Below are 14,809 nucleotides of genomic sequence, written 5' to 3' on the forward strand. Positions count from 1 at the left end.
CCCAAAGGACCAGATCTTTTTTAGCGCATAAAGGGCGCGAACCAGCGTCCAACTGGACCGGTCAGTTCCAAGCGGCCTGCTGTGACCGCAAAGCAAATGCAGTCTTCGCCTGCATCCGCAATCGGGCGGTGGTCGACGTCGCCATCGGCAAAAGCAACATCACCCGCGACGTAGTGGTCGTCCTCATCCTGGAAGCCGCCCTGAAGAACAAGTGTCAATTCTGTGCCATGGTGCGTATGCGATGGCATCGCACGCCCGGCACGTACCCAGAGCAAGCTTGTGGAACACCCGTCGATTTCGCCGAACTTGCACTCCTTCACGCCAGGAAGAAGTGTCTTCCAGGGCAAGGAGTCCATTGACGTTCCGACGATTGACCGAAGGCTTTGCGGAACTGGGGAATTATCATTCCCAGCATCCACAGGCACCACGGTATTTGTTGCTGTCGGCAGCGCCTCATCGAAAATCGCATCCAGGATCGCGTCCCGGCTGGAAAGTGGCACGCCGTCGGCATCATCCAGCCCCACGCCGCCGAGCGCCTCAAGAGATGACACGTATCCACGGTTGGATCCGTTCAACTCCAGATGAGCACCCACCAGCGCTTGCGCCGGATATGACAGGCTACCAGCCGCATAACCGGCCAGAAGTTCATCCATTCCTGTCACGTGATTTTCCATTACCGCTCTCATTGTTCCCTAGAGCCTTTCGTTATACCTAATGGCACTACGAGCTTCGATCTACGTCAGATCATCTTTGTCACTATAAATACCGGAAATAGAATTCTAAACTAGATCCTTCCGCGATTAACTCTTGCTCCATTTTCAATGGTTTGAAAGAAATTCCGAAGCAAAACGCCATGGGCTGATTGGTAATACGGCCACGCCATCCTACATTGCACGCTTGAACAGCATGGCAGGGGCGATTAGCGTCCTAACCATCAGAACACATTGAAACTCCGGACTTAACCGGGCCACACATACTGGATCCAAACTATGACTGTCTCTCCCTCCGTGGTCGAAGCCATCGGCAATACACCGCTGATCCGCCTCAAGGCGCTGTCAGAGGAGACCGGCTGCGAAATTTTGGGGAAAGCCGAATTCATAAACCCCGGTCAATCGGTCAAGGACCGGCCGGCACGGCAAATGATTCTAGAAGCGGAGAAACGCGGGCAGTTGAAGCCTGGCGGTGTGATCGTGGAAGGAACGGCCGGAAACACAGGCATCGGCCTGGCGCTTGTTGCCGGGGCACGCGGATATCGGACAGTCATCGTGATCCCTGAAACCCAGACCCAGGAAAAGAAAGACATGCTGCGGATGTGCGGCGCAGAGCTGCTGGAAGTCCCAGCCAAGCCGTTCAAGGATCCCAATAACTATCAGCATGTCGCCCGCAGGCTCGCGGAAGACCTTGCAAAGACCGAACCCAATGGTGTTCTTTTCGCCGACCAATGGAACAATCTGGACAACCGTAAAGCCCACTACACGACCACCGGTCCGGAGATTCTGTCCCAAACCGGTGGGGGCGTCGATGCTTTCATTTGTGCTGTTGGCTCTGGCGGCACGCTCGGCGGTGTGTCCAAATATCTGCAAGAGAACAAACCAGGTGTCGTCATTGGCTGTGCGGATCCGAGAGGCGCGGCGATGCGATCTCTCTTCACAGCGGGTCAGGCTGTTGCCTCTGAAGGCGGGTCCGTTGCCGAAGGTATCGGATTAGGCCGGTCAACCGTGATTGTGGAAGACCTGAAGATCGATCATGCCTATACGATCGGCGACGAGGAAGCTCTTCCCCTCGTGTTTCAGCTCGCAGAGCATGAGGGACTGCTCCTTGGCGGTTCATCAGCAATCAACCTGGCCGGTGCCAAGCGGCTGGCAGAGGAACTCGGCCCCGGAAAGACGATTGTGACGATCTTGTGCGATCATGGGACCCGATCCCAATCAAAGATCTACAACCCGGCGTTCCTCCGGTCCAAAAATCTTCCGGTTCCAGGTTGGCTTGAGCGGGAAAGCCAGCTGACGCCACCCTTTGCCTGATGGTTCGCATGACCTTGTAGAGGGCACCCAATGGACGCGGACACCACAGGACTTGACCGGGATGCTGCTGCGGCAGACCGTGTGCTGCAGGACGCAGCAACAGATGTCGGCGTTCTCGACACGGTAGCCAACAATCTCGGACTGGTCGCCGGCCTCGTTGCGGTCATCTATGTCACGGCGGGCCTTTGCGCGGTCCGAGAAGTCATGAATTCCAGAACGTCACAGGGGTCGGTCGCCTGGCTCCTGTCCTTGTTCTTTATCCCCTATGTCACCGTTCCGCTTTACTTCATCTTCGGGTGGCGGTCCTTTTCCGACTACGCAAAAATCCAGTCCACGCTTGGCAGATCCGAGCGCGCCCGCAGAGCAGATGAACTGGGTTTGACCGATCACACGGAGACGCGCGAGTGGCCGGTCCTGTCGCGCGTGGCGGGTGTTCCCTTTCTTGCCGGTAACAAGGTCAAGCTGCTAATTGACGGCGACATGACCTTCGCCGATATCAAGTCCGCGATTGCAGACGCCAAAAACAGCGTTTTCTTCCAGTTCTTTGCAGTTCATGACGACCAACTTGGAAAGGAAATGGCTGACGCCCTTATTGAGCGTGCGAAAGCCGGAGTGGACGTCTGTTTCCTCTATGACGATGTTGGCAGTCACAGTCTGTCCAATGCCTATATCGAGAAGCTCAAAGCGGCGGGTGTGCAAGTGTGTGGGTTCAATGAAAACCACCGCTTCTTGCGGCTGCTGGGCCCAATGCGTCTGAATTACCGCAACCACCGCAAGCTGGTCGTGACCGATTATCAGACTGCCTTTGTCGGCGGGCACAATGTGGCCGATCAGTATGTGGGACGTTCGGAGCGTTTCGGGCACTGGCGGGACACCCATGTGCGGGTGCAAGGTCCGGCCGCCGTTGCCTGCGCGCTTTGCTTCGTCGAGGACTGGCTCTGGGCCAGCGGCAAGCATATCGACCTACCGCTTGTAAGCGATATTCCCATGCCCGGCGACGAACCGGTCCTGGTGATGCCGACAGGCCCGGCGGACAAGCTGGAGGAATGCGCCATCGCGTTCGTGGAAGCCGCTGCCCAGGCAAAATGGCGGCTCTGGATCACGACCCCTTATCTGGTGCTTTCCGTGGATATCCAGACGGCCCTGGCATCGGCCGCCATGCGCGGCGTGGATGTCCGGATCCTGTTGCCAGAAAAACGGGACCATTGGACTGTCTGGCTTGCCTCACACGCCTATGAGGACATGCTGGTCCAGCGGGGCGTGAAGGTCTACCGCTATACTGACGGTTTCATGCATCAGAAAGTGACATTGATGGATAATGACCTTGTATCCATCGGAACGGTGAATTTCGACAACCGGTCATTCCAGATAAATTTCGAACTAACTCTCTGGTTCACGCATGAGCGGATCATTGGAGAGGTCAGCGACATGCTGATGAAGGATTTTGCAAGCGCAAGGCTGACTTGGCCGGATGCTTTTCAGTCTCGGAGCTACGTCTTCCAGGTCCTGGCACAGGGCGCCCGCCTTCTATCTCCGATCCTGTAACGTTCTCATACGAAAATGCAGTGCTTTGGTTTGCCGGGAAATTGTGCAAGAACATCCAGTGACCTCACACCGGATGCCCGCTCATGATTGAGAATGTTGTTCCTGCCCTCCCTGTTCTCACCGCATTCACTGCGGCAGCTCTCGTGCTCACATTGACGCCCGGGCCGGATATGACCCTGTTCATGTCCAAAACACTCAAGCAGGGCCAGCGGGCCGGTGTTGCGGCAGTGCTAGGGGCAACCTCCGGGCTCATCGTTCACACGGTCCTTGCTGCGGTCGGTCTATCCGCCCTTTTGTCGGCATCCGCCACCGCGTTCACCGTTCTCAAGATCGCCGGGGCCGGTTACCTGCTATGGCTTGCCTATCAGGCATTGCGCCACGGAACGGCGTTCCGGGTCGACCAGACAGGCGCCGACTCCGAATCCGTCCGGCGCGTGTGGCTGCAGGCACTTTGGGTAAACATCCTGAACCCGAAGATCGTGCTGTTTTTTGTGACGTTCTTGCCGCAGTTCGTCAGTGCAAGCGATCCATATGCGGTCTATAAACTGCTGTTTTTAGGGTTTTACTTCCTGGTCCTTGGGTTTCCGATTTGCCTGGCCATGGTGTTCGGCGCTGGCGCATTTGCAGCATTTTTGAAGTCATCACCGACGATCATGCGGCTCTTTGATTGGGTATTCGCCGGTATCATGGCCAGTTTTGCGGTAAAGCTGCTCACCGCACGTGCCAATGCCTGATGATCAGTAAGCTTTTGGGAACAGCCTCAGCCACCAGAAATCCGGCACCGACCCTTTTTGTCCTTTTTACAAGCGTTTATCGAAGTTATTTAGAGTGATACCTTTAGACCCATTTTGAGGTGTCCATACCAATCGCCCATGCATCCTAGACCAAAACAGGCCTTGTCCGACCGGGCAAATTCAGGGTGAAAACAGCATCCGTGCGCTTCTCCTAACCGCACTTCGTTGTCCGGGTTTGGCGGTTGTCTTGAAAATTCCGACATGTAGCATTGACGCCCTTTCCCGCGGACGGCACCTTCAAGGTCCTGCCACCTTTCCGGAGACTCTCCATGACCACCCATTTGTTTCGCGATGATGCTTATCTGCGCAGCTGCGAGGCAAAGGTTCTTGGCGTTAATGACCGGGGCGGCATCGTGCTGGACCGGACTGTCTTTTACGCAACAGGCGGCGGTCAGCCCGGTGACAGCGGCATCTTGGAGTTTGAAGACGGTTCGACGCTCGGCATTGCTACGGCTGTCTATGACGCGGACGGATCCACGGTGATCCATGTGCCGGCTGAAGGACAACAGCTTCCTGCAGAAGGCGTGTCGGTGGTTGCACATGTCGACTGGCAGCGCCGGTACCGTTTAATGCGCGTCCATACGGCTCTTCATTTACTGTCCGTCGCCCTGCCCTTTCCCGTCACCGGCGGGCAAATTGGCGACGGCGAAGGCCGGCTTGATTTTGATATGGGCGAAGAGGCCCTAGACAAAGATGGATTGGCCGCACGCCTGAACGAGATGGCCAGTGCCGATCATCCGGTCGCAAGCGAATGGATCACCGACGAGGAACTGGACGCCAATCCCGGCCTTGTCAAAACGATGAAGGTCAAGCCCCCGCGCGGGAACGGAAAGGTCCGGCTAGTCCGTATCGGGGAGACAGTGGATTTGCAGCCATGCGGAGGCACGCACGTGGCTCGAACCTCAGAAATAGGAACGCTTGCTCTTGGCAAATCCGAGAAAAAGGGAAAACAGAACCGGCGAGTTCGAATCCGTCTGACGGACTGACGCACAATAGATTGCACGGAATGAAAGGGCGCGTTCAAGATGAAACTTTCAGGCAGTTGCCGATGCGGTGGCATCACGTATGAAGTGGACAGCAAGACGCCCTATCCTTACATGCGGTGTTATTGCTCCATCTGCCGGAAGATTGGTGGCAGCGGTGGTTATGCTGTGAATCTTATGGCCGACTATGGCAGCCTGAAACTCAGGGGCGCCGAAAAGAAGGCCGTTTATCAGGCGGAAATTGACGGCAAAACGAGCCCGGCGGAGCGTCATTTCTGCAAGGCCTGCGGGAGTCATCTGTGGGTGTGGGACCCCCGCTGGCCGGAGCTTGTCCACCCCCACGCAGGTTCAGTTGACACGGCCCTGCCAAGCCCACCCGAAATTGTTCACATCATGCTCCGTGATAAGCCGGACTGGGTAGATGTTCCAAACGGCCCCGGACACGTTCATTTTGATGGCTATCCGGACAAATCCATAGAAGACTGGCACAAATCAAAGGGACTGTTTGAGTCTTAGGGAGACACAATGACGACCACGCCTCTCGTCACGACACAGTGGCTAGCCGATCACCTGAAATCACCGGATATCGTCATCCTGGACGCGTCCTGGCATCTCCCGCAAATGGGCCGGAACGCCGAATCCGAGTATCAGGATGCGCATATTCCCGGCGCGATCCCGTTTGATATTGACGATGTCAGCGATCCTGCGTCCGGCCTGCCCCATACCATGCCGCAACCTCACGCATTTTCCTCAAAGATGCGCAAGATGGGAATCGGGGACGGTCAGACCATCGTTGCCTATGACGGCATCGGTTTCTTTTCCGCCCCAAGGGTCTGGTGGATGTTCAAGGCAATGGGTGTCAGGGATGTTTTCGTCCTCGACGGCGGTCTTCCGAAGTGGACATCAGAAGGCCGTCCGCTGGAAGACGGACCACCGCGCCAACGTCCGCCGCGCCATTTCACCGCCCGGCTCGACCACGGCACCATGGCCGATATTGAGGCCGTAAAGCGCGCAACGCAGTCCGGCGACCGGCAGCTGTTGGATGCCCGGTCGCCCGGTCGCTTCTCTGGCGAAGAGAAAGAGCCCCGTGCGGGTATGCGGTCCGGTCACATGCGGGGCGCCAAGAACCTCCACTATGCGAAACTGGTCAATGAAGACGGTACATTGAAGTCGGCCGCCGAGTTGAAAACGCTCTATGAGGCAGCAGGTATCGACCTTGCCCGGCCGGTTATCACGACGTGCGGGTCAGGCGTCACCGCAGCCATTCTGACCCTGGGTCTTACCGTCCTTGGGAGCAGCGACCTCAAACTTTATGATGGTTCATGGGCCGAATGGGGAGGCCGGGTTGACACAGACGTGTCAACCGATCCAGCGGCTTAGATCCGGCGCAACGGGCTCTAGGTCCCTGTCTTGAGGCGGTTAAAGAAGGACCGGATCTCGGCGGATATTTCTGTTGCGCTCGCTTTCATCCGGTCCGAAGCCTCAAGGAAAGTCCGGGCGGCCTCATCAGTTGCTCCGATTGCATCTCCGACCGAGGAAATATTGCCGTTCAAGTTTTGCGATCCGTCGGCAACGCTTTGAACACTGTGCGATATCTCATCGGTTGCGGCCCCCTGCTCCTCGATGGCCGCTGCGATGGACGCTGTCATTTCATCGAGCCGGTTCACAACAGTCGAGATTTCCTGGATCGAAGCCACCGATGCATCGGTCGATTCTTGTATCTCTGACACCTGCTGGCTGATTTCTTCGGTTGCTCTGGCGGTCTGTTCGGCAAGGGTTTTGACTTCGCTTGCGACAACCGCGAAGCCCTTGCCGGCATCCCCCGCCCTCGCCGCTTCGATTGTGGCGTTCAGTGCTAGAAGGTTGGTTTGTTCGGCGATTGCCTGGATCAACCCAACTACGTCTCCGATTTTTTGCGCAGCACCTGCAAGCCCGCCCACCTTTTGGCTTGATTGTTCCGTGCCAGCGGCAGCCCTGCTTGCAATGTCCGAAGCTCCGGAAATCTGTTTCGAGATCTCCTGTATGGAACTCGATAGTTCTTCTGTCGCGGACGCTACGGTCTGAATGTTAACGCTGGAATCATTTGATATGTGCCGGGCATTGGACACCTGGTCCTGCGCCGCCATGGACAAGGAAGACAATTCGGCAGCTTCCGCAGCTATTTGCTCCAAACCGGCATCGACATCCGTGATCGGCTTATCGACGCGCTGCCGGAACTCCTCGATAGCTTCATTCAGCTTACGTGTTTGCTCGGCGCGTTCATGCAGCAGCTGGTCTTCATAGGTGGAAATTGCGAGATCCATGTCGAGCATTACTGCAGCCGCAACAGCGTCCAGGTACGGCCCAGGGTCTCTGAATAGGCCCCCGAACTTTCGGGCGACAATCTTCAACAGGCGCCCCAGCACAAAGCGGTATCCGGCGATATACCACCGCGGCTCGAGGCCAATGCGGCAGTGGACATGGCCGATACGGTTGATGCTTTCAAAATAGTCGTCGTCAAAACCGCTCGTGAAAAGCTTTTCCCAGTGCGTCTTTTGCGCCGAGACCAGGCGGGGCTGTTTGCTCCCCACCATCTCAGCCATATCCGGCTCCGAACGGACATGCTGGTAAAATCCCTCCAGCAAATCATCGAGGCTCGGCTTGATGGTCGGCCAGATATTCTGAAGGCGCGCAATATGCTCTTGGTCGACCTCTGCAAATCGAAGCCTTTTTTGAAAATCACCTAAATGGTCTGTCATATGAATCCCTCACAGCTTTACGAAGGGTGAGCTTCAACCATTAAAGAAACCATAAATTGTTTTAGGTGTTCCCTACTATACTATTGTCCACGATATATTTCCGGATGCGTTTTGGGTAAATACGATCAGTATTTCTTATTTGTTTTCGGCATCACTTCAACAGTTTGGCCTCTGCTTTTGGCCAGCGCAGCGCAAGCCTTGCCGGCCCAAAGCGGCAACAGATTTTCCGGGGACCTCAATGGCGGCGTTTTAGAGCTAAGAACATGTTTCTGATGACAAATTTAAGCAATCTGCACCGCGGGTTTCTTGCGGGAAAACACGGGTACCTGCAGACCTAGACACCGCGCCAAACAGACCGTTTAACCGTGCAGCAAAGCGTCCGGTTTCGATGCTCCACGTCCCTGCTTGTTGTGGGTCAGCTTGATGAATAAGTCTGCACGGCTGCCTTCCAGGTGATGACCCGGCCAGACTTCAAGCGCATCCGCTAGGTCCTGCTTTGGATAGAGAGCGGAAATCTCTTTCAATATGCGTGGTGTCAGCCTCTTTTTGCCCATGTTGAACACGTCACACATGGCGCCCCGGCTGAGCAAGTGTGCCTCTGCACCGTGGCGTCTGGCAGACACATATCCGTTCAGATGAAGGCCAATCGCGTCGGCAATCTGCCTGACTTTTGCCCGGTCCTGTCCTTTGCCAATCAGATGCTTGAATGTCCGTTCAGCCCCCTGGACTGTGAAACAACACGCGCAGGGCTCCTCTTCCCGGCCAGCCGCAAGTCCGACATCATGAAGAATTGCGCTACAGAACAGAATCTCGCGATCCACCTCGTAACCAGAATACGCGCCGAGTAACATCCCGAAGTAATAGGTCCGCCAGGAATGACGCATAATCTCAAGCCCCTGCACCTCTTCGGCGAATGCAAGGCTGTCCTGAACCAGCGTTGTTTCGGCCGGTAGTAAACCATCCAGGGTCGAACCGTACGTCCGGATCAAGCCGGCCTTGTCGGCAAGCACATCAAAAAACTGAAGAGATGCCATCCGTCCCAGATTGGCGGTCACCGCGATTTTCTCCATTCGGGTCAATCGCCCTTTCGCATGCCTTCCGTGCCTTCTGCCCCATTCCAGTGACCCTATTGCAGGTTTACGTTTTGGCGTCTCGCATTGGTGCTTCACGCTGGCCTCCATATTATGTACCGTTTCGCATATTAATAGACGGCAGATTATTTTTATGCAAGACAGTACAGAATGAGCAAGCAAGCAAACCGCGGCCGCCCGCGCCAGTTCGACGATGACATTGCCCTGGACCAAATCATGCATGTGTTTTGGAAGAACGGGTATTCTTCGACCAGCCTTGACCAGATCGCAGCGGCAACCGGCCTAAACCGGCCCAGCCTTTATGCCGCCTTTGGCAGTAAAAAGGATATGTATCTGAAGGTGGTCAACCGATTTGCCGACAGGATGAACGCGCATCTCAAACAAGCTGGCGAAAAAGAAAGCGGGGCTGCTCCAAAACTAAAGTCAATTTTCTCAGCGGCCATCGATCTTTACACAGGGAGCACGGACGTGTCCGATGCGTCTCTTGGCTGTCTCGCCATCTCAACGCTCCAATCGGAAGCGGTAACGGATCCGGATTTTCAAGCCGCACTTGATGAGGTTCTCATGCGGATGGATGCCGGGTTTACAGCCCTGCTCAAGCGCGAAATGGGCGGCAGTCTGCCGGAAGATGCAGCGGAAATAGCGGGCAGCCAGTTGGCGATGTTTCTCCATGGATTATCAGTCCGGGCCCGCATCGGCCACAAACCCGGAACGCTCAAGCTGCTCGCAAATGACGTAATCGAAAAATTGGTCAGACACGAAAAAACCCCGGATAGATGATCCGGGATTTTCGTTATTGAAGTTTGCCGCCTGATCAGTGATGCAGGATCTGGCTCAGGAACAGTTTCGTCCGCTCATGCTGCGGATTGGTGAAGAACGGCTCCGGTTCGTTCTGCTCTACGATCTGACCCGCATCCATGAAGATCACCCGGTTGGCGACCTTGCGCGCGAAGCCCATTTCGTGGGTTACGCACAACATGGTCATGCCTTCTTCGGCAAGCCCGACCATCACGTCAAGCACTTCCTTGATCATCTCCGGATCAAGTGCGGATGTCGGCTCATCGAACAGCATGATTTTCGGGTTCATGCAAAGTGAGCGCGCGATGGCAACACGTTGCTGCTGGCCGCCGGACAGTTGCCCCGGATATTTGAGAGCCTGTTCCGGGATCTTGACACGCTCAAGATAGTGCATCGCGATCTCTTCGGCTTCCTTCTTCGGCATTTTGCGCACCCAGATCGGTGCCAGGGTGCAATTCTCAAGGATCGTCAGATGCGGGAAGAGATTGAAGTGCTGGAAACACATGCCAACTTCGCGCCGGATCTCGTCGATCTTTTTCAGATCGTCCGTCAGCTCGTTTCCGTCGACGATAATGTTGCCCGCCTGATGCTCTTCAAGACGGTTGATGCAGCGGATCATGGTGGATTTGCCAGAGCCCGATGGGCCGCAGATCACGATGCGCTCGCCGCGCATCACCTTCAGGTTGATATCCCGCAGAACGTGGAAATCACCATACCACTTGTTCATATTTTTTATTTCGACCGCGACATCCGTCTCGGAAATCATCATCTTTGAGCGGTCTGCCGCGAGATCGTCGTCGCGTAAAGCGTTTTCAGTCATTCTTGTTACTCCACGAGTGTTTGTGAGCCGGGGCGCTGCGCTTTGATCCCGCGCGCCCCGGTGTGACCGTTATCGTTTGTGTCCGGTGTGCAGTTTCTTCTCCATGAAAATGGAGTATCGCGACATTCCGAAACAGAAGACGAAGAACACGATAGCTGCGAACAGATAGCCGGTATGGCCCTGACTTGGTGTCGACCACGTCGGATCCGTGAAGGACGACTGGATCTGGCCAAGCAGGTCGAACATGCCGACAATCAGTACAAGCGTCGTGTCCTTGAACAGCCCGATGAAAGTGTTGACGATGCCCGGGATCACGAGTTTCAACGCCTGTGGCAGGATGATGAGATACATCATCGGCCAGAAGCGCAGGCCAAGGGCCATCGCCCCTTCATACTGGCCTTTCGGGATCGCCTGAAGACCACCACGGACCACCTCCGCCATGTAGGCCGCCGAGAACAAGGTCACCCCGATCAAAACCCGGAGCAGCTTGTCGAACGTGACCCCTTCCGGCAGGAACAGCGGCAACATCACCGAAGACATGAACAGAACGGTGATCAACGGAACGCCGCGCCAGAACTCGATAAAGATGATCGACACCAGTTTAATGACCGGCATCTTCGACCGCCGCCCAAGTGCAAGTGCAATGCCGAGCGGAAGCGAAGCCACAATCCCGGTAACGGCAATTACCAGGGTCACCAGCAAACCGCCCCAAACCGCTGTTTCGACGATCGGCAGAATGACGGTTCCGCCAATGACCAAGCCGGTCAGAAGGAAGTAGGCAACGATTGGAAACGCAACCAGGAACAGAAGCGCATTGGTCCGCTTGAACGGCATGCTTGGCATGGCCAAAGGCACCAGCAAAGCTGCGAACAAGAAGTAGACGATGTTGACGCGCCAGATCTCCTCGGTCGGATACCGCCCGTAGATGAACTGCGGGAAATAAGCCTCCACATAGGCCCAGCAGGCCCCGCTATGACCGCCATCCTGCGGAAGGCATGCCTCACGGTTGTCGCCAGTCCAGACCGCATCGATAAGCGCGAACTGGATCAAAGGGGCAATCAATGAATAGGCAATCAGCACGCCGATCACAGTCAGAACTGTGTTTCCGATCGACGAAAACAGGTTGGCCCGCATCCAGCCGATCACACCGCTTGTCGAGACCGGCGCCGGAAGTGTCGGCGCCTCCTCTGTTCTCACTTCAAACACTGAGTTTGTAGACATGTGTGCGCTCCTTACCGTTCGACGAGCGCCATGCGCTGGTTGTACCAGTTCATGAAGGCTGAGGTGATCAGGCTGAGCGAGAGATAGACCGCCATCCAGATCGCAATGATTTCAATCGCCTGACCGGTCTGATTCAGAACCGTGCCGCCCATGGACACAAGGTCCGGATAGGCAATGGCAACGGCCAGGGACGAGTTCTTGGTCAGGTTAAGATATTGGGACGTCAGCGGCGGGATGATCACCCGCATTGCCTGCGGAATGATGACCAGCCGAAGCGTCGGGCTGTTGCGTAGGCCAAGCGCATGGGCTGCCTCCGTTTGCCCGTGATTGACGGCCTGAATGCCAGCTCTGACGATCTCGGCGATAAAGGCTGCCGTGTAGATGGCAAGGGCAGCTGTCAACGCAAGAAACTCAGGAATAAGCCGGGCACCAACGCCGAGCTCAAATCCACGCCGGAGGATAGGTCCTTCCTCGACGAAGTTCGGATGCTCCAGATACATCGGCATGCCGGTCATCAAGTATGTGATGACCGGGAGACAAATAATCAGACCAAGCGCTGTCCGGAATATAGGAAATTGCTGTCCCGTCGCATCCTGCCGCTTCTTGGCCCATTTGGCGATAAAGAAAGTGGCGGCAATTGCGATGATCAGCGCGTAGCCGATAAATGCAGAGCCAGGCTCCCAGACCGGTTTCGGCCCATAAAGACCGGTGATGTTCAGGTGGAAGTTCTCGAACCCGAACGACCATTTGTCCCGCTTGTCAGGGACAGCCCGCAGCACAGCGAAGTACCAGAAGAAAATTTGAAGAAGCAGCGGAACGTTGCGAACAAGCTCAACATACCAGTAAGAGATCTGCCGGACGACCCAATTGTTGGACAAACGGGCAATACCGACGATGAACCCGATGATGGTCGCAAAGAAAATACCGACAACAGCAACAAACAGGGTGTTCAAGAACCCGACGAAAATCGCCCGCCCGTAGCTTGATGATTCAGTATAATCGACAAGAGCCTGGCTCGTGCCAAAACCGGCTGAAATATCAAGAAAACCCCAACCGGAGGCAATGTTTTGCCGCTCCAGGTTGGCAATGGTGTTCGATACGATGAAGTATCCGAAAAAGATAAGCGTGCCTATCAGGAGGACCTGATAAAAGAGCCCGCGTACTTTAGGATCGTTCACCAGCGAAGCACGTGCCGGCGCTTGCGCCGAGTCCTGCTCCATGACTGCCATAGAACCTCGCCCAAGTTGTCACGAGTGAGCCCGGCCTGCCAGAGGCAGCCTCTCCTCATTCGTGTCTGAACTGCTTCCGGTGTTTCTTTTTGCGCTTAAACGCGCGCCCCTATCGGCGGAAGCAATTCGTCCCCCCACGCGGTTTCCGGATTTGTCCGGAATTTTTGGCGTGGACTAAATTTATTGAGGGTTCCGGCGGCGTATCGCTGCCGGAACCCCATCATCCCCGTTTAGAACGGTGGATTAGCGGACCGGCGCTGCGTAGAGGAACCCGCCATCAGACCACAGAGCATTCACGCCACGGGAGATGCCGAGCGGTGTGTCCGGGCCAACGTTGGCGTTGAAGGACTCTTCGTAGTTACCGACGTTTTTGATGATGTTGTAAGCCCAGTCGTTGGACAGGCCGATACCTTCACCAAATGCACCGTCAACACCCAGAAGACGCTTGATGGATGGGTTGTCGGAACCCTTCATTTCGTCAACGTTTGCGGAGGTGACGCCGAGTTCCTCAGCGTTGATCATTGCATTGAGGGTCCATTTAGCAATGTTGAACCACTCATCGTCGCCCTGACGGACAACCGGACCAAGCGGCTCTTTGGAGATGATCTCCGGAAGAACCATGTGGTCGCCTGGGTTGGTCAGTTTCAGGCGCTGTGCGTACAGGCCGGAAGCGTCCGTGGTGTAAACATCGCAGCGGCCGGCGTCATATGCAGCGACAACTTCGTCAGCTTTTTCAAAAGCGACGATTTCGTACGGCATGTTGTTGGCACGGAAGTAGTCGGCAACGTTCAGCTCGGTTGTCGTACCGGTGTTGGTGCAGACAGATGCGCCGGACAGCTCCAGAGCGGACGTAACGCCCAGGTCCTTGCGGACCATGAAGCCCTGACCGTCATAGTAGTTGACGCCAGCAAAGTTCAGACCCAGCTGGGTGTCGCGGGACATGGTCCAGGTGGTGTTCCGTGACAGAACGTCGACTTCGCCGGACTGAAGCGCGGTGAAACGCTCTTTAGCAGACAGCGGGGTGAACTTAACCGCTTCAGCATCACCGAAAACGGCAGATGCCATTGCACGGCAGAGATCAACGTCGAGACCAGTCCAGTTCCCCTGTGCATCCGGGTTTGAGAAGCCCGGAAGGCCTTGGCTCACACCACACTGGATGAAGCCTTTGCCTTTGATGTCTTCCAGCGTTGTCGCACTAGCAGCCGTCGCTGTTGCTCCCAGTGCAGCGCCGAGTACGAGCGGAAGGAATTTATTAGTCATGGATATGCAGCCTTTATTTGTTACCCATACTTTATTACGCCGGGCATGACATGAAGACATCTTCATCGTCTCGTAGCTGGACGATCTCGGCCTTTACGGCCATTTCCTCCAGACGTCTTCCGTCCCACCCAACGGCCCCATACGATGGCATTTAGCTGTTCGGGTCAAGTACTTGCTGCGCGGATCTTGTCAAAATTCTAAAGACTGCTTTCATTTGCGATTAACAAAAATGCACAAAACGCGAACATGGCGCACATCCGCGCACACGCTGCCTAGATCGTGTGCATTGCGCAAATTCACCCTATC

General features: G+C 55.7%; 14 protein-coding genes. 7 read left to right on the forward strand and 7 right to left on the reverse strand.

The genetic code is table 11. The features are described 5' to 3' along the window. Nucleotides 1-20: 20 nt before the first annotated feature. A complete protein-coding gene (locus E1180_RS20985) occupies nucleotides 21-653 on the reverse strand; it encodes a ChrR family anti-sigma-E factor (protein ID WP_244314143.1) in 633 nt (210 codons plus the stop codon). Between the two features lie 336 nt (nucleotides 654-989). On the opposite strand from E1180_RS20985, the gene E1180_RS20990 reads away from it, so the two are divergent. The 6 genes from E1180_RS20990 to sseA all read left to right on the forward strand — a co-directional run bounded on the left by E1180_RS20990 (nucleotide 990) and on the right by sseA (nucleotide 6,726). Next, nucleotides 990-2,024, forward strand: coding sequence for a cysteine synthase A (locus E1180_RS20990; protein WP_155194518.1), 1,035 nt, complete (start codon nucleotides 990-992; stop codon nucleotides 2,022-2,024). 30 nt (nucleotides 2,025-2,054) lie between these two features. After that, entirely contained in the window at nucleotides 2,055-3,569 is a 1,515-nt protein-coding gene (gene cls / locus E1180_RS20995) for a cardiolipin synthase (RefSeq protein WP_155194521.1), read from the forward strand. A gap of 83 nt (nucleotides 3,570-3,652) precedes the next feature. Beyond that, complete coding sequence (locus E1180_RS21000) at nucleotides 3,653-4,303, forward strand: LysE family translocator (protein WP_155194523.1); 651 nt, start codon at nucleotides 3,653-3,655, stop codon at nucleotides 4,301-4,303. Nucleotides 4,304-4,632: 329 nt separating this feature from the next. Next, a complete protein-coding gene (locus tag E1180_RS21005) occupies nucleotides 4,633-5,349 on the forward strand; it encodes an alanyl-tRNA editing protein (protein WP_155194525.1) in 717 nt (238 codons plus the stop codon). Nucleotides 5,350-5,388: 39 nt separating this feature from the next. Then, the gene (locus tag E1180_RS21010) at nucleotides 5,389-5,862 is read left to right on the forward strand and encodes a GFA family protein (RefSeq protein WP_196220667.1); all 474 of its coding nucleotides are present in this window, start codon (nucleotides 5,389-5,391) and stop codon (nucleotides 5,860-5,862) included. Nucleotides 5,863-5,871: 9 nt separating this feature from the next. Continuing rightward, on the forward strand, nucleotides 5,872-6,726 hold the full coding sequence (sseA, locus tag E1180_RS21015; RefSeq protein ID WP_155194527.1) for a 3-mercaptopyruvate sulfurtransferase: 855 nt from the start codon (nucleotides 5,872-5,874) through the stop codon (nucleotides 6,724-6,726). Nucleotides 6,727-6,743: 17 nt separating this feature from the next. Here the strand turns inward: sseA and E1180_RS21020 are convergent, their stop codons facing one another. Then, the gene (locus E1180_RS21020; protein WP_155194529.1) at nucleotides 6,744-8,084 is read right to left on the reverse strand and encodes a globin-coupled sensor protein; all 1,341 of its coding nucleotides are present in this window, start codon (nucleotides 8,082-8,084) and stop codon (nucleotides 6,744-6,746) included. Nucleotides 8,085-8,443: 359 nt separating this feature from the next. After that, nucleotides 8,444-9,154, reverse strand: a complete 711-nt coding sequence (locus E1180_RS21025; RefSeq protein ID WP_208997285.1) for an HD domain-containing protein — start codon at nucleotides 9,152-9,154, stop codon at nucleotides 8,444-8,446. Between the two features lie 171 nt (nucleotides 9,155-9,325). On the opposite strand from E1180_RS21025, the gene E1180_RS21030 reads away from it, so the two are divergent. Continuing rightward, complete coding sequence (locus tag E1180_RS21030; protein ID WP_155194533.1) at nucleotides 9,326-9,955, forward strand: TetR/AcrR family transcriptional regulator; 630 nt, start codon at nucleotides 9,326-9,328, stop codon at nucleotides 9,953-9,955. A gap of 34 nt (nucleotides 9,956-9,989) precedes the next feature. On the opposite strand, the gene E1180_RS21035 is transcribed toward E1180_RS21030, so the two are convergent. The 4 genes from E1180_RS21035 to E1180_RS21050 form a co-directional block, all read right to left on the reverse strand. After that, nucleotides 9,990-10,793, reverse strand: a complete 804-nt coding sequence (locus E1180_RS21035) for an amino acid ABC transporter ATP-binding protein (RefSeq protein WP_155194535.1) — start codon at nucleotides 10,791-10,793, stop codon at nucleotides 9,990-9,992. A gap of 69 nt (nucleotides 10,794-10,862) precedes the next feature. Further along, complete coding sequence (locus tag E1180_RS21040; protein WP_155194537.1) at nucleotides 10,863-12,014, reverse strand: amino acid ABC transporter permease; 1,152 nt, start codon at nucleotides 12,012-12,014, stop codon at nucleotides 10,863-10,865. A gap of 11 nt (nucleotides 12,015-12,025) precedes the next feature. Beyond that, the gene (locus E1180_RS21045; protein WP_155194914.1) at nucleotides 12,026-13,234 is read right to left on the reverse strand and encodes an amino acid ABC transporter permease; all 1,209 of its coding nucleotides are present in this window, start codon (nucleotides 13,232-13,234) and stop codon (nucleotides 12,026-12,028) included. A gap of 252 nt (nucleotides 13,235-13,486) precedes the next feature. Beyond that, a complete protein-coding gene (locus E1180_RS21050) occupies nucleotides 13,487-14,503 on the reverse strand; it encodes an amino acid ABC transporter substrate-binding protein (protein ID WP_196220668.1) in 1,017 nt (338 codons plus the stop codon). Between the last annotated feature and the right edge of the window lie 306 nt (nucleotides 14,504-14,809).

Origin of the sequence: Roseibium denhamense (genome assembly GCF_009711415.1) — a bacterium.
Classification (GTDB): domain Bacteria; phylum Pseudomonadota; class Alphaproteobacteria; order Rhizobiales; family Stappiaceae; genus Roseibium; species Roseibium denhamense.

Coding starts and splice junctions, on each gene's coding strand:
- E1180_RS20985 (WP_244314143.1), bottom strand. CDS start 653: ATGGATGAACTTCTGGCCGGTTATGCGGCTGGTAGCCTGTCATATCCG.
- E1180_RS20990 (WP_155194518.1), top strand. CDS start 990: ATGACTGTCTCTCCCTCCGTGGTCGAAGCCATCGGCAATACACCGCTG.
- cls (WP_155194521.1), top strand. CDS start 2,055: ATGGACGCGGACACCACAGGACTTGACCGGGATGCTGCTGCGGCAGAC.
- E1180_RS21000 (WP_155194523.1), top strand. CDS start 3,653: ATGATTGAGAATGTTGTTCCTGCCCTCCCTGTTCTCACCGCATTCACT.
- E1180_RS21005 (WP_155194525.1), top strand. CDS start 4,633: ATGACCACCCATTTGTTTCGCGATGATGCTTATCTGCGCAGCTGCGAG.
- E1180_RS21010 (WP_196220667.1), top strand. CDS start 5,389: ATGAAACTTTCAGGCAGTTGCCGATGCGGTGGCATCACGTATGAAGTG.
- sseA (WP_155194527.1), top strand. CDS start 5,872: ATGACGACCACGCCTCTCGTCACGACACAGTGGCTAGCCGATCACCTG.
- E1180_RS21020 (WP_155194529.1), bottom strand. CDS start 8,084: ATGACAGACCATTTAGGTGATTTTCAAAAAAGGCTTCGATTTGCAGAG.
- E1180_RS21025 (WP_208997285.1), bottom strand. CDS start 9,154: ATGGAGAAAATCGCGGTGACCGCCAATCTGGGACGGATGGCATCTCTT.
- E1180_RS21030 (WP_155194533.1), top strand. CDS start 9,326: ATGAGCAAGCAAGCAAACCGCGGCCGCCCGCGCCAGTTCGACGATGAC.
- E1180_RS21035 (WP_155194535.1), bottom strand. CDS start 10,793: ATGACTGAAAACGCTTTACGCGACGACGATCTCGCGGCAGACCGCTCA.
- E1180_RS21040 (WP_155194537.1), bottom strand. CDS start 12,014: ATGTCTACAAACTCAGTGTTTGAAGTGAGAACAGAGGAGGCGCCGACA.
- E1180_RS21045 (WP_155194914.1), bottom strand. CDS start 13,234: ATGGAGCAGGACTCGGCGCAAGCGCCGGCACGTGCTTCGCTGGTGAAC.
- E1180_RS21050 (WP_196220668.1), bottom strand. CDS start 14,503: ATGACTAATAAATTCCTTCCGCTCGTACTCGGCGCTGCACTGGGAGCA.